Annotated in this window: 20 protein-coding genes; 15 read left to right on the plus strand and 5 right to left on the minus strand. The window is 67.7% G+C overall.

Features of this window, described 5'->3' with window-relative positions; translation table 11 throughout:
- Window positions 1-124 precede the first annotated feature (124 nt).
- Entirely contained in the window at window positions 125-457 is a 333-nt protein-coding gene (locus WFL22_RS10425; protein ID WP_336651954.1) for a hypothetical protein, read from the plus strand.
- Window positions 458-462: 5 nt separating this feature from the next.
- On the opposite strand, the gene WFL22_RS10430 is transcribed toward WFL22_RS10425, so the two are convergent.
- On the minus strand, window positions 463-1,098 hold the full coding sequence (locus WFL22_RS10430; protein ID WP_336651953.1) for a maleylpyruvate isomerase N-terminal domain-containing protein: 636 nt from the start codon (window positions 1,096-1,098) through the stop codon (window positions 463-465).
- A gap of 36 nt (window positions 1,099-1,134) precedes the next feature.
- Between WFL22_RS10430 and WFL22_RS10435 the strand changes: the two genes are divergently transcribed.
- From WFL22_RS10435 to WFL22_RS10470, 8 genes are all read left to right on the plus strand, one after another.
- On the plus strand, window positions 1,135-1,344 hold the full coding sequence (locus WFL22_RS10435; protein ID WP_336651952.1) for a DUF4287 domain-containing protein: 210 nt from the start codon (window positions 1,135-1,137) through the stop codon (window positions 1,342-1,344).
- A gap of 74 nt (window positions 1,345-1,418) precedes the next feature.
- Complete coding sequence (locus WFL22_RS10440) at window positions 1,419-1,850, plus strand: VOC family protein (RefSeq protein ID WP_336992712.1); 432 nt, start codon at window positions 1,419-1,421, stop codon at window positions 1,848-1,850.
- Window positions 1,851-1,866: 16 nt separating this feature from the next.
- Window positions 1,867-2,670 (plus strand): alpha/beta fold hydrolase, encoded by an 804-nt coding sequence (locus WFL22_RS10445; RefSeq protein ID WP_336992713.1) that lies wholly within the window; start codon window positions 1,867-1,869, stop codon window positions 2,668-2,670.
- 199 nt (window positions 2,671-2,869) lie between these two features.
- On the plus strand, window positions 2,870-3,601 hold the full coding sequence (locus tag WFL22_RS10450) for a GTP pyrophosphokinase (protein WP_336651950.1): 732 nt from the start codon (window positions 2,870-2,872) through the stop codon (window positions 3,599-3,601).
- 9 nt (window positions 3,602-3,610) lie between these two features.
- Window positions 3,611-4,366: a phosphotransferase gene (locus tag WFL22_RS10455; RefSeq protein ID WP_336992714.1), complete on the plus strand. Its 756-nt coding sequence runs from the start codon at window positions 3,611-3,613 to the stop codon at window positions 4,364-4,366.
- Window positions 4,367-4,455: 89 nt separating this feature from the next.
- A complete protein-coding gene (locus tag WFL22_RS10460; protein WP_336992715.1) occupies window positions 4,456-4,698 on the plus strand; it encodes a hypothetical protein in 243 nt (80 codons plus the stop codon).
- Window positions 4,699-4,707: 9 nt separating this feature from the next.
- Window positions 4,708-5,376, plus strand: a complete 669-nt coding sequence (locus WFL22_RS10465) for a homocysteine S-methyltransferase family protein (protein WP_336993001.1) — start codon at window positions 4,708-4,710, stop codon at window positions 5,374-5,376.
- Window positions 5,377-5,439: 63 nt separating this feature from the next.
- Window positions 5,440-6,147: a hypothetical protein gene (locus WFL22_RS10470; protein WP_336992716.1), complete on the plus strand. Its 708-nt coding sequence runs from the start codon at window positions 5,440-5,442 to the stop codon at window positions 6,145-6,147.
- Between the two features lie 13 nt (window positions 6,148-6,160).
- Here WFL22_RS10470 and WFL22_RS10475 read toward each other — a convergent pair whose 3' ends face one another.
- Complete coding sequence (locus WFL22_RS10475; RefSeq protein ID WP_336992717.1) at window positions 6,161-6,952, minus strand: CPBP family intramembrane glutamic endopeptidase; 792 nt, start codon at window positions 6,950-6,952, stop codon at window positions 6,161-6,163.
- A 290-nt stretch (window positions 6,953-7,242) separates the two neighbouring features.
- Between WFL22_RS10475 and WFL22_RS10480 the strand changes: the two genes are divergently transcribed.
- The 4 genes from WFL22_RS10480 (at window position 7,243) to WFL22_RS10495 (ending at window position 12,651) form a co-directional block, all read left to right on the plus strand.
- Window positions 7,243-8,859 (plus strand): peptide ABC transporter substrate-binding protein, encoded by a 1,617-nt coding sequence (locus WFL22_RS10480; RefSeq protein ID WP_336992718.1) that lies wholly within the window; start codon window positions 7,243-7,245, stop codon window positions 8,857-8,859.
- Between the two features lie 177 nt (window positions 8,860-9,036).
- On the plus strand, window positions 9,037-9,963 hold the full coding sequence (locus tag WFL22_RS10485) for an ABC transporter permease (protein WP_336651944.1): 927 nt from the start codon (window positions 9,037-9,039) through the stop codon (window positions 9,961-9,963).
- Window positions 9,956-10,936 carry an ABC transporter permease gene (locus WFL22_RS10490; RefSeq protein ID WP_336651943.1) on the plus strand — a complete coding sequence of 327 codons (981 nt, stop codon included), beginning with the start codon at window positions 9,956-9,958 and terminating at the stop codon, window positions 10,934-10,936. Before WFL22_RS10485 ends, WFL22_RS10490 begins: the two co-directional genes overlap by 8 nt.
- Entirely contained in the window at window positions 10,933-12,651 is a 1,719-nt protein-coding gene (locus WFL22_RS10495) for an ABC transporter ATP-binding protein (RefSeq protein ID WP_336992719.1), read from the plus strand. The genes WFL22_RS10490 and WFL22_RS10495 overlap by 4 nt, the downstream gene beginning before the upstream one ends.
- A gap of 119 nt (window positions 12,652-12,770) precedes the next feature.
- On the opposite strand, the gene WFL22_RS10500 is transcribed toward WFL22_RS10495, so the two are convergent.
- Window positions 12,771-13,958, minus strand: a complete 1,188-nt coding sequence (locus WFL22_RS10500; RefSeq protein ID WP_336992721.1) for a multidrug effflux MFS transporter — start codon at window positions 13,956-13,958, stop codon at window positions 12,771-12,773.
- A gap of 211 nt (window positions 13,959-14,169) precedes the next feature.
- Between WFL22_RS10500 and WFL22_RS10505 the strand changes: the two genes are divergently transcribed.
- Together WFL22_RS10505 and hutI are read left to right on the plus strand one after the other, a co-directional pair.
- A complete protein-coding gene (locus tag WFL22_RS10505) occupies window positions 14,170-15,897 on the plus strand; it encodes a urocanate hydratase (RefSeq protein ID WP_336992723.1) in 1,728 nt (575 codons plus the stop codon).
- Window positions 15,898-15,946: 49 nt separating this feature from the next.
- Window positions 15,947-17,188, plus strand: coding sequence for an imidazolonepropionase (gene hutI, locus WFL22_RS10510; RefSeq protein ID WP_336992724.1), 1,242 nt, complete (start codon window positions 15,947-15,949; stop codon window positions 17,186-17,188).
- 24 nt (window positions 17,189-17,212) lie between these two features.
- Here the strand turns inward: hutI and WFL22_RS10515 are convergent, their stop codons facing one another.
- Window positions 17,213-17,995 carry an IclR family transcriptional regulator gene (locus WFL22_RS10515; protein ID WP_336992725.1) on the minus strand — a complete coding sequence of 261 codons (783 nt, stop codon included), beginning with the start codon at window positions 17,993-17,995 and terminating at the stop codon, window positions 17,213-17,215.
- Between the two features lie 59 nt (window positions 17,996-18,054).
- Window positions 18,055-19,638 carry a histidine ammonia-lyase gene (gene hutH / locus WFL22_RS10520; RefSeq protein WP_336992727.1) on the minus strand — a complete coding sequence of 528 codons (1,584 nt, stop codon included), beginning with the start codon at window positions 19,636-19,638 and terminating at the stop codon, window positions 18,055-18,057.
- Window positions 19,639-19,682: the final 44 nt, after the last annotated feature.

The raw sequence follows: 19,682 nt of genomic DNA on the forward strand, positions 1-19,682 counted from the left end.
GAAGGAGCAGCCGGATCAGCCGGGTCAGTCGGGTCAGCCCAGCTCTACGCAGCCGGAGGCGGAGGGGCCGCGCACTCGGCGGTCCCTCCGGCCGAGACGGTCTTCCCGACCCAGGCGCAGGGCGGTGTGGATCGCCGCTGCGGCGGTGCTCGCGGCAGTGGTGGTCGCTGCGCTGCTGTGGACGAACTGGCCGAAGTCTGGTGCGGAGCCTGTGACGCTCGGTGGTGTTGAATACACCAGCAATGTGCGGATGGAGGAGCAGGGCGGCTACGTGTACGCCTACATCCCCGTCAACTCCGATGCCGGTGGGGTGGTGATCGAGGTCGCCGACGCGGAGGACAACCGCGAGATCCGCGAGTTCCTCGACAGTCTCGACACGCTGTTGCCGGGGGAGCACGTGCTGGCTCTGAGCGAGTCGAATCTGCACATCATTGTGGACGGCATGTCAGAGGGCTGACCTCGCTAGCCGAGCACTGAGAATCCGGGGGAGAGGGTGCCCCGTCCCGTGAGGGCAGCAAGCAGCTGCGGCCCGTCGCCGGCTGCCACGGCGAGTTCAGCGGCAAGCGCGACCGTGCGCTCCAGCACACGGGTGGGAGGGCCGGAGTGCACCCCCGTTGCCGTTGCGATATCCATCCCGTGCACCACCAGCTCAAAGGTGCGCGTGGGGAGGTAGTCGCTGAGGCGGATCCCGCCAACGATGCAGGTGATCACGGGGTTTCCGGCCTCGCGCACCAGGCCGGTCACCCGATCCGCGATCCGCGAGAATGCCGCGACTGGATCATCGCCGAGCGCGTCGCCCGCGGCCACGCCGCGCGCGTGCACCTGGTTCGGATCTGCACCAGTCGCGATACCGGCGCGCCTGAAGTAATCGGCCGGGCTGGTGATCTCCGCCCGCTGCGCCGGCCTGTCGAGGTACTGCTCAACGGTGAGGAGCGCGCGACTCGTGTGCCCCACGAGGGCGCGCAGATCCCAGGTGCCCAGGCCCGGAGCGGCCCAGTCGGGTGCGACGATGCCCGCTACGACGGTGCTCACCCACTCTGCTGAGGCGCTGAAGTCGGCGACGGCGGATCTCGCGGTGTCTAGCGTGTCGTGCTGCATCCTCCTAGTGTGGAGCCACAACAGAAGGAGCACCAGATGGCGGAGCCAACACAGGGACCGAAGTCGTACTTTCCGTCGATCGAAGCGAAGTACGGTCGATCGATCGACGAGTGGATCGCTCTGCTGCGACCCCATGCGGGCGAAAAGCACATGGAGCAGGTCGCGTTTCTGAAAGAGCAGGGCATGGGCCACGGGCACGCGAACGCCCTCGTGCACGTCTTTCGCGCCGAGCACGACGGGGCATAGCTGCCAGGGGCTTTTGCGTCGCGCCAGGTAGGCGCATACTGGGGTGATCGTCACCCCGCGCAAAGGAGCAGACCATGCCGCACACCCTCGCAACGTACATCGCACTGCCCGGCACCACAGGTGAGGCGATGCAGCACTGGCACGAGATCTTGGGCGGTGAGCTGCAGATCATGAGGTACGGTGACATGCCCCCGATGGAGGGGATGCCGTTCACGCCCGATCCCAAGTCGGTCGCCCACTCGACGCTCGTGCTGCCCGATGGTGCCGGAGTGATCGCCGGCGGTGACTCCATGGACGACGGCACCGACTATCCCGTGCGCGGATCCGCCTACTCGATGCTCTACACCACCGACACCCCCGATGAGGCGCGTGCCTTCATCCAGAAGTTCCTCGACGGCGGCGGCACCGTGGGCATGCCGTTCGAGCAGGCTCCCTGGGGCGATTGGTACGGTCAAGTGTTCGACCGTTACGGCGTGATGTGGTCGTTCTCCTGCGACGCCGCCTGAGCGGTAGCGTGGAGGGGTGATCGACCAGACCAGCCCCTCCGTGCACTCCGTCGTGGTGGGTGAGGCCGCGCCGCACCGCGTGGTGTTCCTGCACGGCCTCTTCGGGCGTGGCAAGAACCTCATGCGCATCGCGACGGGGCTCGAACCGGAGGCGCAGAGCCTGCTCGTCGACCTGCCCAACCACGGCCGCTCGGCCTGGACCGAGGCCTTCGACTACGTCGAGATCGCCGATCTCGTTGCAGAGCATTTGCGTGCAGGGTTCGCCGCCGACGGGCAGGTCGATGTCGTGGGGCACTCGATGGGCGGCAAAGTGGCGATGGTGCTCGCGCTGCGCCACCCCGAGTTGGTGCGCCGACTCGTGGTGATCGACATCTCGCCGGTCGCCTCAGGATCCTCGCGCGGCGAGTTTCGTCACCTGCTCGAGGCCCTCGCCGGCCTCGACCTCGGATCGGTGACGCGGCGCTCGGACGCGGATGAGGCCCTCAAGGCTGCGATTCCCGAGAGCGGCGTGCGCGGCTTCCTGCTGCAGAACCTACGCCGCGGAGAGCACGGTTTCGAGTGGGAGCCGAACCTGCGGCTGCTGCGCGAGCAGCTTCCGGCAGTGATGGGCTTCCCTGATCTGCCGGGGCTGACATTCACCGGGCCTGTGCTGTGGATCGCGGGGGAGCGCTCCAGCTACGTCTCCGACGAGGATGCGCCGGCGATGCGCGCGCTCTTCCCGCGCACGGTCAGAATGACGGTGCGTGGCGCCGGCCACTGGGTGCACTCGGAGAAGCCCGACGAGGTCGTCACGGCGCTGCGCACCTTCCTGGGCGGCTGAGGCGACCCGGCCGCGGCTGTCGATATGGGATCTGCCGAAGATATGCCCGATCCCGCGGGAAACGACATATATTGGGCAGATCCCAGACCGACGGTGCCGGTGTCGTGTTGCCCGATCAGCGAGGCGGGGTCACGCCGGTGAGGAAGGCCCGCCGACGCAATCTCAGCCCCATCCGAACGGAGGCGACTACGCTGGCGACATGAGCACAGCCGCAGTCGACAGTTTCGAGACAGGATCGGACGGCTCCGACGACGAGATCACCATCTCCGCCAGCGCACTGCGAGCCCTCGGCGATCAGATGCAGCGCTTCCTCCTCGAATACCGCTTCGCCATGCAGGAGGTCGAGACCAAGCTCGCGATCCTGCGCGAGGAATTCCTGCACATGCACGAGTACAACCCCATCGAGCACGTCTCGAGCCGGGTGAAGTCTGTCGACAGCCTCGTCGACAAACTGCAGCGCCGCGGCCTCGGCAGCGACTTCGACGAGATCCGTCGCGAAATCCACGACATCGCCGGCGTGCGCGTCACCTGCGCCTTCATCCGCGACGTATACCGGCTCTTCGACCTGCTCACCCAGCAGGACGACATCACCGTGCTCGAAGTTGAAGACTTCATCAAGCACCCCAAGCCCAACGGCTATAAGAGCCTGCACGCGATTATCTCAGTGCCTGTTTACCTCTCGACGGGCAGGGTGGACGTTCCCGTCGAAGTGCAGTTCCGCACCGTCGCCATGGATTTCTGGGCGAGCCTCGAGCACAAGATCTACTACAAGTACGCTCGCCGCGTGCCCGACGCCCTGCTTGCAGAGCTCAAACACGCCGCCGACACCGCAGCCGAACTCGACACCCGCATGCAGCGCCTGCACGTGCAGGTGCACGGAGAACCGCCGTTGCACACGGCACCAATCGAACTGCGCGGTCTGCGGCAGTAGAGTCGGGGCGTGGAAAACGAACATCTTCCCGGCGGATCCGGTGGCGTCTGGCGTCGGAGCACGCCCAGCGGCGAGATCCGTGTGCACCGTCCCACGGGCCCTTGGACCCCTGCCGTGCACGCCCTGATCGCACACCTGCACGCACGCGACCTCGACGGCGTGCCCCAGGTGCACGGCTTCGACGCCGATGGGCTCGAAGTGCTCGACTACCTGCCAGGGGAGACACTCAACCCCGAAACCGAGCAGCCAGGCGAGCAGGCGCTCACCGGGGCCGCCGCCTGGATGCGACGTTTCCACGACGCTGTGAGCGACTTTCGCCCAGGTCCGCTGGAGTGGCGGCAAGGCACGCAAGATCTGCGCCCCGACGAGCTGATCTGCCACAACGATCCCGGCCTCTACAACTGGGTGGTTGCGGGCGGCACCTTCGCGGGCATGATCGACTGGGATCGCGCCGGCCCAGGTCGCCCCATCGACGACCTCGCCTTTCTCTGCTGGTCAGGGGTGCCGCTGCTGCGCGAAATCCCCGTCGCCGAAGCGGCACGCAGGGTTGCGCTCGCCGCAGAGGCCTATGGCGGGATCGCGCCGGGCGAGCTGCTCGACGCTGTCGATGCGCGCATGGAGCTCATCGCGCAGCGCTGGCGTGCCGGTATCGAGCGTGGCGACCCCGGCACGCTCGCGCTGCGGGATTCGGGTGTAATGGATCGCCACCTGGAGCGGGTGCGCGGCTTCGACGCCCGCCGGGAGGGGATCCGCCGACTGCTGTAGCGAGCACTAAACCGCGGTGAGCTTATGCCAGACTGGAGCCGAGACTACCGGAGAGGGTCGTTCGGAACGGCCCCGTGAGGAGTACCAGCATGACGAGCACCACCACGACGAGCGGAGCAATGCAGCTCGGCCTGGCCGACGGCGGGATCGAGACGGCACTGACTGACAGGCTGGGGCAACGACTGCCCGAGTTCGCGGCATTCACGCTGCTCGACACTGTGGAGGGGCGCGAAGCGCTCCGCGAGTACTACCGCCCGTTTCTGCGGCTCGCGATCGAACACGGGCGCCCGCTCGTGCTCGACACCCCCACCTGGCGCGCCAACACCGACTGAGGTGAGCGCCTGGGCTACGAACAGCGGGCCCTCGACGCCCTGAACGCCGACGCCGTAGCGCTGCTGCGCGAACTCGACGAGGACGAGGGCGACGAGTCGATCGAGGTGGTGGTGAACGGCTGTGTCGGCCCGCGCTTCGATGACCACTACATCGAGGGGCGGCGCATGACCGAGGCCGAGGCCGAGGCATATCACGCGCCTCAGGTGAACGCACTCGCCGAGGCCGGAGCGGATCGGATCACCGCGGTAACCACGCTCGACGCGGCCGAGGGCATCGGCGTGGTGCGTGCTGCGCAGGCCGCCCGGATGCCTGTGGCGGTGTCGTTCGTGGTGGGCGAGGATGGGCTGCTCGCCGATGGCAGCACGCTCGCCGCCGCCATCGGCGCGGTTGACGGCGCGACGGGATCCGCCGCGATTGGTTTTCTGGTGAACTGCGCGCACCCCTCCGCCGTGGCAGAGGGCCTGGCCGCCTGCGGTGCGAGCCCGGAGCTGGAGCGCCTCATCGGCTTCCGTCTGAACGCGGCGCACGTCGGCGACGACGGCCCCGGTGACGGCCCCGAGTCGTTCGCCGCGCTCGAGGCCGGCCTGCGCGAACTCGCGCCGAACGCGAGCGTCTTCGGCGGCTGCTGCGGCACGGACACCCCGCATATCGCGGCGCTCGCTGCTTTGCTTCCCTAGGGGGTGCTCTGAATCGGCCTCGCCGGTTATTGGGCCGAGGGTGGTTGTGGCTAGGCTGGTGTCGTGAATAGAGACCCATTCGAGGAGCTGTTCGGAGCGTCGTCGAAGAACGACGCTCACGAGTCTGCACCGGCGCCGGTCCCCGCCCGCGAGCGTCTGGCGTACGAGCAGGCAGAGCGGGTACGCACCTCCCAGCTCCCCGCGAGCAAGCGCACCTCCCCGGCTGATCCGGGCGACGGATCCGGCGATCGCGCCGCTCGCGCGAAGCCCTGGATCGTCGTCGGTATCGTCGCCGTGCTGGCGCTCATCGCATCGATCATGATTCTGAACCTCGCTCGGGGCCCCCAGGAAACGCCGCAGCCCGCGACCGACGCGACTCCCACGCAGACGCCGAAGACGACCTCCCCGGCGAAGCCCAAGACCACAAACGATGACGATGACACGTCGACGTCGCAGCCCAGCGGCCCGCCCACCGTCGACGTCGGGCCGACCTACGACATGGCGATCGGACCCTGGAACGCGACCTCGCAGATCTCGCAGCGCTTCGGTCCCGTCAACTTCAATATCCCTGACGGCGTGAATCTCGTGCTCACCTCGGACCTGCTGTCGTCGTTCCCGGACTCGTGCGCCGCGATGCGCGAGGGCTGGGGTGCCACGAAGACCGACGCAGGCTATGTCGTGCGCAAGCCCGCCACGCGCTGTGCTGCGGCTCCCGAACTCTACGACGAGGTGTGGGGGCTCACGGACGCCTGGGTGCGCACGATCCGCTGAGCATCGTTTCGCGCTATCCGGCGAACAGTGCCGGCCAGAGTGCTACGGCGAGCGGGTAGCCCACGAAGCTGACGATGTCGAGGATCCAGTGGGCCACGATCAACGGGAGGGACCGGCCCCATCGCTGGTACGCCCAGCCGAAGACGAGGCCCATCACCACGTTGCCGATGAAGCCGCCAAAGCCCTGGTACAGGTGGTAGCTGCCGCGCAGCAGCGCGCTCGCGATTACCGTCGCGACTGGCCCGACGCCCAGACTGCGCATCCTGTCGAAGAAGTAGGCGACCACGATCAGCTCCTCGCCGAGGGCGGCCCTGAGTGCTTGCAGCACGAGCACCGGTACCGTCCACCAGAAGGCATCGAGGGCTGTCGGCACCACCGTCGTGTTGATGCCGATCCACCTCGCAAACAGATAGAACCCCAGCCCGGGCACGCCGATCAGCGCTGCCAGCGCAACACCAGCGCCGCTCTCGCGCAGCCACCAGCCGCGCCGCGGGCCGCCCGGGCGGGTGGGGGTGCCCAGCCCGAGCCTCCCGAGATGGGGGCGTCGGTCGCGCCAGAGCAAGAAGACCACGAGCGCAACCGGCGCGAGCCCGAAGGTGAAGCCGAGCAGTTGGTAGATCAGATCGAAGACGGGGCTCTCGGCGAGAGGCCGGTTGATCGTGGCCGTCTGCGCGCTGAGCGCGGCCTCGCGCGTTAGGCGCTCGATGATAGTCACCACCGCATACACACCCGAGGCCCCGAAGGAGAGCGCGAGCACGATGCCGAGTTCCCAGCGCAGCCGCGCCGGAGATTGAGGTTGCGTCACCGCACCAGCGTATAGAGAGCGAAGGCCCGGAGACGGTGTAGGTGCGGCAATGGCTCTGTTCGCGGCGCAATCTCCCAGGAACATGTCGATTTCGTACAGTTCTGCCCGCGAAGTATGGAAGAAGATTCTCGGACTCCTACAGACCTCCATCACGATGCCGTTACAGACACTGTTTTGCGCAGACGCCTCCCCGGCTGTCGTTAGGCTGGGGAGGTCATTTCGAATTCATCCGGGGCGGAAGCCACATCGGCGTGCCCTGACCGGATGGAACATTTCAAGGAGGAAACCTCGTGAAGCGATCCAAGATTGGCTTCGGGTTCATCGCTCTGGCGGCGGCGGGCGCGCTTGCGCTCTCCGGTTGCACCGGCGGCGGCTCGAACGGCGGCGGCGAGGCCGCAGCCGGCGGCATCATCACCGTCAATAACACCGAGCCCCAGAAGGGCCTGATCCCGGCGGACACCACCGAGGTCGGCGGCGGCAAGGTCGTCGATTCGCTCTGGGAAGGCCTCGTTTACTACGATGCCGACGGCGTGACCCAGATGGGCGTTGCCGAGTCGATCGAGCCCATGAACGACACCAACACCCTGTGGGAGGTGAAGCTCCGCGACGACGCGGTCTTCTCCGACGGTACCCCCGTGCTCGCCCACAACTTCGTGGACGCCTGGAACTACGCTGCGAACGTCGACAACGCGCTGGGCAACCAGTACTTCTTCAGCGCTATCAAGGGCTTTAGCGAGACCGATCCGGTCGAGGCCATGGAGGGCCTGAAGGTCGTCGACGACCACACCTTCACCATTGAGGCTTCGCCCGATTTCCCGGACCGTCTCGGTTACTCGGCGTATTACCCGCTGCCCGACGTCGCATTCGAGGACATGGAGGCCTTCGGCCAGAACCCGATCGGCAACGGCCTCTACAAGCTCGACGGCGAAGGCGCCTGGAAGCACGACGAGTCGATCAGCCTCGTGAAGAACGACACCTACGTCGGCCCGCGTGAGGTCGCGAACGACGGCATCGAGTTCAAGGTCTACGCCTCGCTCGACGCCGCCTACACCGATCTGCTCGCCGGCAACCTCGACGTGCTCGACCAGATCCCCGACACCTCCTTCGCGGTGTTCCAGGACGAGCTGGGTGACCGCGCCATCAACCAGGCCGGCGCTCTCACCACCACCCTCGCCATCTCGACCAGCCTGCCGCACTTCGGCATGGACGAAGAGGGCAAGCTGCGCCGCGCCGCGCTCTCGATGGCTGTGGACCGCGAGGAGATCATCGACGTGATCTTCGAGGGCACCAACGTTCCCGCGGTCGACTTCACCTCGCCCGTGGTCGACGGCTACGCCGACGACCTCGCCGGTAAGGAGAAGCTCGAGTTCAACCTCGACGAGGCCAAGAAGCTGTGGGCTCAGGCAGACGCCATCAGCCCCTACGAGGGCACCATCGAGGTCGCCACGAACTCCGACGGCCCCCACCAGGTGTGGGTTGAGGCTGTGGCCAACCAGTGGGCCACCAACCTCGGCGTCTCGGCCGCTCCGAAGCTCTACCCGACCTTCGCAGCCTTCCTCGACGACCGTGAGGCCGACGTCGTCGGCGGTCCGTTCCGTGCCGGCTGGCAGGGCGACTACCCGGGTGCCTACAACTACCTGCAGCCCCTCTACTACACGGGTGCCAGCTCGAACCACGGCTTCTACTCGAACCCCGCGTTCGACGCGAAGCTCGATGAGGCCGTGCAGCAGAGCGACCACGAGGCCCGCAACAAGATGCTGAACGAGGCGCAGGAGATGCTCCTCGAGGACATGCCCTCCATCCCGCTCTGGTATCAGGGCACCACCGGTGGGTTCTCGGAGAACGTCGACAACGTCGCGTTCGGTTGGAACTCGGTGCCGATCTTCAACGAGATCACCAAGAAGTAACCCTTAGCGAGGGCCCCGGGTCTCAGACCCGGGGCCCTCGCCTCGTCTCGGCGCGGTGCGCCGAGCGGCCCTTTTCTTCCGAACCGAGAACGCTGCAGTTCTCGGCTTCGTGTTTCCGCCTAATTGCGAGAGAATACGCAACATGTCAACCCACACCGAACGGGGAGGAACCAGCTCGTGCTGAGATACATCCTCTTCCGTCTGCTGCAGGTGATCCCGGTGCTGCTGGGAACCACCTTCCTCATCTACTTCATGGTCTTTGCGATGCCGGGCGATCCCATCGCCGCAATGTTCGGCGACAAGCAGCCGAGCGAAGCGGTGCTTGAGCGCGTGCGCGCGCAGTACCATCTCGATCAGCCGTTCATCGTGCAGTACCTGCTCTACCTCAAGGGCATTTTCGTCGGCGACTTCGGCGTCAGCTTCTCGGGGGAGCCGGTCTCGCAGATCCTCGCCCGCACCTTCCCGGTGACGATCAAGCTCGCCGCGATGGCGATTGCCATCGAGCTCGTGCTCGCCGTGGTCATCGGCCTCTTCTCGGGGCTGCGCAAGGGCAAGCTGTTTGACAACGTCAACCTCATCATCGGCCTGCTGTTTATGAGCATCCCGATCTTCGTGATCGCATTCATCGCGCAGTTCGGCCTCGGCCTCAAACTGGGGTGGTTCAAGCCCACGGTGAGTTCGGGCGCTCCGGTGCAAGATTTGCTGCTGCCCGCAATTGTGCTGGGCGTGAGCCTGTACGCCACGAGCATGCGCCTCACGCGCGCCTCCGTGATCGACACGCTCAACCAGGACTTCGTGCGCACGGCCTACGCGAAAGGGCTCAGCCGCCGCCGGGTCATCCCCGTGCACGTGCTGCGCAACTCCCTCATTCCGACGATCACCAACACCGCAACAGACTTCGGCGTGCTCATGGTCGGCGCGACGGTCACCGAGGGCATCTTCAACGTGCCCGGCGTTGGCAACGTGCTCTTCCAGGCCATTCTGAAGGGCGAGAACGCCACGGTCGTCTCCTTCGTCACCGTGATGGTGCTCATCTACCTCGGCGTGAACCTGGTCGTCGACCTGCTCTACGCCGTGCTCGATCCGAGGATCCGCTATGCCTGATTCGCAGAACCAGTCCCAGCCCGGGCGCAGCGTGCGCCCTCCGATCGAGCACTTCGTCGCTCCGGTCGACGAAACCCCTGTTGTTCCCGTCGATGCGGTGCGCATCAAGGAGAAGAAGTCGAACCTCTGGCTCGACGCCTGGCGCGATATGCGGCGCCGACCCATGTTCTGGATCTCGGTGGTGATCATCCTGGTGGTCGCGCTGGTCGCGCTCTTCCCTGGCATGTTCACCCAGGTGGATCCGCGAGCCAGTTCCCTCGCGAACTCCAACGGCGCCCCCACCGCAGGGCACCCGCTCGGCTTCACGAAGCAGGGGTACGACGTCTATGCGCGCATCATCTACGGCGCATCGACCTCCGTCTCGGTGGGTCTCATCGTGATCACCATCACCTTCGTGGTGGGCACCGTTATGGGCGCGCTCGCCGGGTTCTTCGGCGGAGCGCTCGACACCGTGCTCTCGCGGATCGGCGACATCTTCTTCTCGATCCCCTACATCCTCGCCGCTGTCGTCGTGATGAGCGTCATGCAGGAGTACCGCAACCCGCTCGTGATCGCCTTCGCGATCGGCGGCTTCTCGTGGCCGATCACCGCGCGCATCGTGCGCAGTGAGATTCTGAGGGTGAAGAACGCCGACTTCGTGATGGCTGCCGAGTCGCTCGGCCTGTCGCGCTTCGCAACGCTCGTGCGGCACGTTCTGCCGAACGCACTCGCACCGGCCATCGTGGTGACCACGCTCTCGCTGTCTTCGGCCATCGTGGCCGAGGCGACGCTTTCGTTCCTCGGGGTCGGCCTGCCACCCGGGCAGTTCATCAGCTGGGGCAACGACATCAGCGCCGCGCAGCTTTCGTTGCGCACCGACCCCATGCCCCTCATCTATCCGTCGCTCGCGCTCACGGTCACCGTGCTGGGGTTCATCCTGCTCGGCGAAGTTGTGCGCGATGCGCTTGACCCGAAGGCGAGGGCCCGTCGATGAGCGCAGCCAATCAATACGAGCAGGCCGCCAAGCCGCTGCTGAGCGTGCGCGATCTGCGGGTCGCGTTCGGCACGAAGAAGCAGCCGAACGAGGTGCTGCACGGCATCTCCTTCGACGTGTACCCGGGCGAGACCGTTGCGATCGTGGGCGAGTCGGGATCCGGCAAGTCGACGACCATGCACGCCGTCATCAACCTGCTGCCGGGCACCGGCCGCACTACCGGCGGCTCGGTGCAGTGGAACGGGCGCGAGCTCGTGGGCATCGGTCGACGCGATATGGAGTCGATCCGCGGGCGTGAGATCGGCCTCGTGCCGCAGGATCCCATGTCGAACCTCAACCCGGTGTGGTCGGTCGGCTTCCAGGTGGAAGAGGCGATCCGCGCCAACGGGCTGGCGAAGGGTCGCAAGGAGGTCAAGCAGCGCGCCGTCGAGGTGCTCGAACAGGCAGGTCTGCAGAACGCCGAGCAGCGCATGAAGCAGTACCCTCACCAGTTCTCGGGCGGTATGAAGCAGCGCGCGCTCATCGGCATCGGTCTTGCCGCGAATCCGCAACTGCTGATCGCCGACGAGCCCACTTCGGCGCTCGATGTCACCGTGCAGCGCGTGGTGCTCGATCACCTCTCCTCGATGACCGAGCAGCTCGGCACCGCCGTCGTGTTCATCACGCACGACCTCGGCCTTGCTGCCGAGCGCGCCGAGAAGCTGATTGTCATGTACAAGGGCAACATCGTCGAGTCGGGTCCGAGCCGTGAGATTCTGCAGCATCCGCAGCATCCCTACACCAAACGCCTCGTTTCGGCTGCGCCGAGCCTCGCCTCGCGGCGAATCGGCTCCGACGCTGTGGTGCCGGCGGCACCCACCGAGAGTTTCGATCTTGCGGCCCTGGCCGAGAGCGAGAAGCCCACGGTGAAGCACGGCGAACCCATGATCGAGGTGCAGGGGCTCGGCAAGGTCTACAAGATCCGAAAGGGCAACTTCGGTTCTGAAGATTTCCACGCCGTCTCCGACGCCTCCTTCACCGTGAACCGCGGTGAGACGATGGCGCTCGTGGGCGAGTCGGGGTCGGGCAAATCTACGATCGCGAAGATGGTGCTGCAGCTGGAGAAGCCCACGACGGGTTCGATCCGCATCGGCGGTGAAGAGACTGCGACGCTGTCAGGGCGCAAGTTGTTCGATCTGCGGCGCACCCTGCAGCCCGTCTTCCAGGATCCCTACGGTTCGCTTGATCCGCTGCACAACATCGGCAACACGATCATGGAGCCGCTGAAAATCCACAACGTTGGCGATACTGCGAGCCGGAAGGCGCGCATGTTCGAACTGCTCGACCAGGTCGCGTTGCCGCGCGAGCTCGCCACCCGCTATCCGAACGAGCTCTCGGGCGGGCAGCGGCAGCGCGTCGCCGTCGCACGTGGTCTCGCGCTGAAGCCCGACATTCTCGTGCTCGACGAGGCTGTCTCGGCGCTCGACGTGCTGGTGCAGGCGCAGATCCTCGATCTGCTCGCCGAGCTGCAGCAAGAGCTGGGGCTGACGTATCTGTTTATCACTCACGATCTCGCGGTGGTGCGACTCATCGCCGACAGGGTGTGCGTGATGCAGCAGGGCCGCATCGTGGAGCAGGCAACGACTGCTGAGGTGTTCGAGAACCCGCAGCAGGAGTACACGAAGAACCTGCTCGCTGCGATTCCCGGCGCGAAGATCGAGCTCGGGTTGAGCTGAGTCTGCGCAGGCGCGCTGCGCGGCGCAGACGGGAGGGGCGGATCAGCTGATGCTGATCCGCCCCTCCGGCGTTTCTGCCCCGCGCAGCAGGAGTGTGGGCGTGCGGATTGGGTGCGCGCTCAGGCGCCGCGACGGTAGAGGAGCGCGCCGATGCCCCCGAGGGTCGTGGCGGTGAGCACGAACAACGACATCGGCAGGGCGGTGTGCTCGCCCCAAGCGCCGACGAGGGGCGACGCGAGGCCGCCGACGGCGAACTGGCTGGCCCCGAGCAGCGCGGATCCCGCTCCTCGCGAGGTCTCGGCGAGGCTGAGGGCGAGAGCGCTCGCGTTCGACATGATGAGCCCGGTGCCGCCGGTGAGGGCAAAGGCGCAGACGATGAAGAGCGGGGGTGAGAGCGCGTCGGTGAGTGCGGCGGTGGTGAGCGTTGCGCCGGCGGCGAGGGAGAGGCCGCTGCCGATGAGCAGCATGCGTGTGGCGGGCACGGTTCCTGCGAGTCTGGCGTTGGTGAGGTTCGCGAGGATCATCGCGAAGGCGCCAGCTGCGAAGGCGAGTGAGTACAGCAGGGGCGGCATGCCGAGCACCGCTTGACCCACGAAGGGCGAGGCGGAAATGTAGGCCATCATGCTGCCGAAGCCCAGGCCGAAGACGCAGCTGAGCAGCAGAAAGCGGCGGTTTGCGAGCAGCTTGCCGAAGCCTCGCAGCGCGGTGCGCACACCTGAAGATGTGCGGTGCTCGCGGGGGAGCGACTCGGGCACGAGAATCAGCGCGAGTGCGAACATGGCGGTGGCGATGGCTGCGAGCGTTGCGAGCACGGCGCGCCAGTCGCCGAGGGTGAGGATCGCACCGCCCACAGGAGGGGCGAGCAGCGGGCCAAGCCCGACGAACATCGCGATGAGGCTGATGGCGCGGATCGCGTCGGCGCCCTGGGTGAGATCGACGGCGATCGCGCGGGAGACGACGACCCCGGCAGAGCCCGAGATGCCCTGCACGGCGCGGAGCGCGACGAAGACGGCGATGTTGGGAGCGAACACCATCGCGATGCTCGATGCGGCGAAGACGGCGAGTGCGATCACGAGCACGGGGCGGCGGCCGCACTGGTCGGAGAGCGGGCCGAGCAGGAGCTGGCCGAGGCCCATGCCGATGAGGAACGCGGTGAGGGTGAGCTGCACAGACGACGGGGCAGCGCCGAGGTCGGCAGCGATTGACGTGAACGACGCGAGGTACATGTCGGTCGCGAAGGGGCCGACGGCGGCGAGGAACGACAGTACGGCGAGCAGTCCGGGGGAGAGACGATCGCGCGCGAACATCTCCCGATCATATACGATCTGCGGCTCGGGCTGCGGGGCGTGAGCGCGACTGGGCAGGGCGCTCGCGCGCGCGGAGGGGCGAAGCGCCCGATCCGCCATGTCCGTAATACCAGACAGAGGCACTGTGAACCGCGTTGTCGCGGGCCGCGCAGCGCGCTGGAATAGGGGAAGACCAGCGGATCGCTCCGCGACCCCCACGAAAGGACCACTCATGGCTCTTCCCGGCGCCCGCCCCGTCCGTGCCCCTCGCGGCTCTGAGATCTCCACGAAGAGCTGGCAGACCGAGGCCCCGCTCCGCATGCTCATGAACAACCTCGACCCCGAGGTTGCCGAGCGCCCTGACGATCTCGTCGTCTACGGCGGCACCGGCCGCGCCGCCCGCAGCTGGGCGGCCTACGACGCAATCGTCGACACTCTGCGCGACCTCGAAGAGGACGAGACGCTGCTCGTGCAATCGGGCAAGCCCGTCGGAGTGTTCCGCACGAACAAGTGGGCGCCCCGCGTGCTCATCGCCAACTCGAACCTCGTGGGCGACTGGGCGACGTGGCCCGAGTTCCGCAAGCTCGAGGCCGAGGGCCTCATGATGTACGGCCAGATGACCGCGGGCTCGTGGATCTACATCGGCACCCAGGGCATCCTGCAGGGCACCTACGAGACCTTCGCCGCCGCCGGCCGCAAACTGCAGGGCCAGGGGCGCATCGAGACCGTCGAGGGTAAGGGCTCGCTCGCCGGCACCATCACCCTCACCGGCGGCTGCGGCGGCATGGGCGGCGCGCAGCCCCTCGCCGTCACCCTGAACGACGGCGCCTGCCTCATCGTCGACGTCGACAAGACCCGCCTCGACCGCCGCGCCGGCAAGCGCTACCTCGACGAGGTCGTCGAAGACCTCGACGAGGCGCTCGCCAAGGTGCAGCAGGCGAAAGACGAGCAGCGCGGCTGGTCGGTCGGCCTCGTCGGCAACGCCGCAGAGGTGTTCCCCGAGATTCTGCGCCGCCACCAGGCCGGCGAGGTCTCCATTGACCTCGTCACCGACCAGACCAGCGCCCACGATCCGCTGTCGTACCTGCCCATCGGCTACCGGGTCGAGGAACGCCTGCAGCGCGCCGAGGCCGACCCCGAGCAGTTCACGAAGGACGCGCAGGCGTCAATGGCCGCGCACGTGCAGGCCATGGTCGAGTTCCAGGATGCCGGCGCCGAGGTGTTCGACTACGGCAACTCGATTCGCGACGAGGCGCGCAAGGGCGGCTACGACCGCGCCTTCGAGTTCCCCGGCTTCGTGCCGGCCTACATCCGACCGCTCTTCTGCGAAGGGCTCGGCCCATTCCGCTGGGCGGCACTCTCGGGCGACCCTGAAGACATTCGCGTCACCGACGCGGCGCTCAAAGAGCTCTTCCCCGAAAACACGCACCTGCACCACTGGCTCGACGCCGCAGCTGAGCGTGTCGAGTTCGAGGGGCTGCCCGCCCGCATCTGCTGGCTCGGCTACGGCGAGCGGCACCAGGCCGGCCTGCTCTTCAACAGGCTCGTCGCCGAGGGCAAAGTGAGCGCCCCGATCGTGATCGGCCGCGACCACCTCGACTCGGGATCGGTTGCATCGCCCTACCGCGAGACCGAGGCCATGGCCGATGGCTCAGACGCGATCGCCGACTGGCCTCTGCTCAACGCGCTCACCGCGACCTCATCCGGCGCGACCTGGGTGTCAATTCACCACGGCGGCGGAGTCGGCATCGGCCGCTCCATCCACACCGGTCAGGTCTCGGTGGCCGACGGCACCGAACTCGCGGCCGAGAAGCTGGAGCGCCTGCTCACCAACGATCCAGGGATGGGCGTGATCCGCCACGTCGACGCAGGCTACGAGCGAGCGGCCGAGGTTGCGGAGGAGCGCGGGGTGCGGATCCCCGTCGCGCCGACCGTGCGCAACACCGAGCGGGCCTGGTAGCAGGGGGCCGGGCGGGGCGATCCGCCACCAACAATGAGAGAGTGAAGCCATGAGCGAAGCACACGCATCGGCCGCGCCGACCCTGCTGATCGACAACATCGGCGAGCTGACCACCAACGACCCCGGCCTCGGCGACGGGGTGGGTGGGCGTGTGCGCGACGCCGCCGTGGTTGTCGAGGGCGGGCGGATCGCGTGGCTCGGCCCGGCTGCGGCGGCGCCCGCCGCTGACGAGCGCGTCGACGCTGCCGGGCGGGCGGTGCTTCCGGGTTGGGTCGACTCGCACAGCCACATGGTCTTCGCGGGGGATCGCACCGCCGAGTTCGAGGCGCGCATGGCCGGTGAAGCGTATGCCGCGGGCGGCATCAACGTGACGGTCGAAGCGACCCGCGCCGCAAGCGAGGCAGCGCTCGCCCAGAATCTTGCCCGTCTCGTGGCCGAGGCGCGCCGCGGCGGCACCACCGTCCTGGAGACGAAAACCGGCTACGGTCTCACCGTCGCAGACGAGGTACGTGCCGCACGGGTCGCCGGCGAGCAGGTCGAAGCCGTCACATTCCTGGGGGCGCATGTGGTGCCGGCCGGGCAGGATCCGCTCTCCTATCTCGATCTCGTCACCGGGCCGATGCTCGAGGCCGTCGCCCCGTATGTGAGCGCCGTCGACGTGTTCTGCGAGACCGGCGCCTTCGACGAAGCCGCCACGCGGCGCGTGCTCGACAGCGCCCGCGAGGCGGGCCTCGCCACCCGCGTGCACGGCAACCAGCTGGGGCACGGCCCCGGTGCGCAGCTTGCTGTGGAGTACCGTTCGCTCAGCGTCGACCATCTCGGCTTCCTGAGCGACGACGACATCTCAGCGCTCGCAAGCTCATGGGCCGATGGTCGCGGCACCGTGGCGACCGTGCTGCCCGCCTGCGATCTCTCGACGCGCATGCCGCTCGCCCCCGCCCGTGCGCTGCTCGACGCCGGCGCCGTGCTCGCGATCGCGTCGAACTGCAACCCCGGCACTTCGTACACGAGCTCGATGGGCTTCTGCGTGGCGACCGCAGTGCTGCAGATGGGTCTCACGATCCAGGAGGCCGTGCGTGCGGCCACCCTCGGCGGTGCCATCGCGCTCGGCATGCACGAAGACGGCTGGCGTGATCCGCGAGGCACAGCCCAGGCCCGCGTCGGCACCATCGCACCCGGCGCCCGCGCCGACCTACAGCTGCTCGACGCGCCCTCGGTGACGCACCTCGCCTACCGGCCGGGCATGCCCCTCACCGCCTCAGTCTGGCGCGCGGGCGTGCGCGAGGTTTAGGGCGATTCGCGCCCCGGGTGCCCGCTACTTCGCGGTGCGTCGACCGTAGATGCGGGTCGAAAGCACCTCGGCAGCGCCCCGCACCTCGGCTGCGAGTTCGGGGAGGCGGTCTTCGGGCACGCGCTCGTCGGGGAACGTCACCGCGATGGCTGCGACAGGCCAGCCCCGGTGGTCGAGCACGGGCACGCCCACGGAAGTGAGGCCCGAGGTGACCGATCCGCGCTCCAGGGCGAAGCCCCGCGTCACCGTCTCATCGAGCACCGCGCGCAGGCGAGAATAGCGGTCGATGCCGTCGCCGGACTCGTGCCGATGCACGAAGGCGCGCTGATCGGGAAAGAGGGCGCGGGCCTGTGCTTTCGGCAGCGCCGCCAGCACGGCGCGGCCGCTGGCCGTCAGATGCATCGGGAGACGCACGTCGACGTCGGTGATGAGCGGGGGAGCGCCAGGCGCGCGCTCCTCGATCACGTAGAGCACGTCTCGCCCATGAGGCACCGCAAGGTGCCCGCTCATCCGAACCCTGTCGACGAGGGCGGCGATGAGCGGGCGACCGATGCGTGCGAGCGGTTCCTGGCGCTCGTAGGCCGAGCTGAGCGCCACGGCGGCGAGCCCGAGCCCGTAGCGCTTCTCCTCGGGCAGGTGCATGACGAAGTCGTGCTCTTGCAGCGTCGAGAGCAGGTGGTAGACGGTCGACCGCGGAATGCCGAGCTGGGCGGCGATCATGGTGGCGGGCAGGGGCCCGCGCGATGCCGCCAGCAGGCTCAGGATGCGCAGCGTGTGATCCGCCGCGGGAACCTTCGGAGTGGCCATGCTTCGCAGCCTACCTTTCCGGTCTCGCGCGGGTGCCGCGACGCTGCAGCGAGAGACGCTCAGGCGAGCGGTGCGCCCAGCTGCGCTTCGACGACGTCGAGCACGCTTCCCGTTGCCACCAGCTCATGAGCTGCGGCGATGCTCGGCGACAGGAACTCGTCGGTGTCGGGGGCCGGGATGCGCGTGCGGAAGAGCGCGTGCACGGCAGCCGTCGATGCTGCGGGGGAGCCCGCCTCGTGATCTTGCGCGCGGAAGTCGAGTGCCCGGGTGGATGCGAGCAGTTCGATGGCGAGCACCCGCGACAGACCATCGATCGCGCGACGCAGCTTGCGGCCGGCATGCCAGCCCATCGAGACGTGGTCCTCCTGCATCGCCGACGACGGAATCGAGTCGACCGAGGCCGGCGCGGCGAGGCGCTTCAATTCTGAGACGATGCCGGCGGCGGTGTACTGCGCGATCATCAGGCCCGAGTCGAGGCCGGCGTCGGCGGCGAGGAAGGGCGGCAGCCCGTGATTCCGGGACACGTCGAGGAAGCGGTCGGTGCGTCGCTCGCTGATGGATGCCAGGTCGGCGACCGCGATGGCGAGGAAGTCGAGCACGTAGGCGACGGGTGCCCCGTGGAAGTTGCCGTTCGATTCGACGCGGCCGTCGAGCGTGACGACTGGGTTGTCGACAGCGGATCGCAGCTCGATGGCCGCTACGCGGGCAGCGTGGTCGGCGGTGTCGCGCGCCGCGCCGTGAACCTGCGGGGAGCAGCGCAGCGAGTAGGCGTCTTGCACGCGGGTGAACTCGCCCTCGCGGGGGCGCTGGATCAGATTCGAACCGGCGAGCACTGCGCGCATGTTTGCTGCGGCTGCGGCCTGGCCAGGGTGCGGACGCAGGGTCTGCAGGTCTGCTGCGAACACAGCATCGGTGCCGGTGAGTGCTTCGACGCTCGCGGCGGCGGCGACGTCGGCGGTGTGCAGCAGCGTGGTGAGATCGTGGAGTGCGAGGCAGAGCATGCCGAGCATGCCGTCGGTGCCGTTGATAAGGGCGAGGCCCTCTTTCTCGGCGAGCACGAGCGGTGCGATACCGGCGGTGGCGAGGGCCTCTGCGGCGGGGATCGGGGCCTGGTGCGGATCTTGCCCGATCCGCACGAATCCTTCACCCATGAGGGTGAGTGCGCAGTGGGCGAGGGGGCTGAGGTCGCCCGAGCAACCGAGCGAGCCGTACTCGTGCACCACCGGGGTGATGCCGGCGTTGAGGATCGCGACGTAGCTCTCGACGACCTCGGGCCGCACGCCCGTGCGACCCGACGCGAGTGTGTTGATGCGCAGCAGCATGAGAGCGCGCACCACTTCGCGCTCGACTTCGGGGCCGGTTCCTGCGGCGTGTGAACGGATGAGGCTGCGCTGCAGCTGCTGCCGCTTCTCGACGGGGATCTGCACCTTCGCGAGGGCTCCAAAGCCTGTTGAGACGCCGTAGTGCGGGCGGGTGTCACCGGCGAGGTCTTCGATAATGCGGCGGCTTTCGGCGACGCGGGCCAGGACGGCGGCGGGGATCTCGACCCGTGCGTTGTGGCGGGCGACCGAGACGACATCGCCGACGGAGAGGGGAGCGTCGCCGAGGATGACGGAGGTGGCTGCTGGTGCGTTCGCGTTCATGGATTCGATCTCATCGCACGCGGCGGCTCGGGTCCAGAGCTTTC

Source organism: Leucobacter sp. VD1 (assembly GCF_037150695.1).
GTDB lineage: Bacteria > Actinomycetota > Actinomycetes > Actinomycetales > Microbacteriaceae > Leucobacter.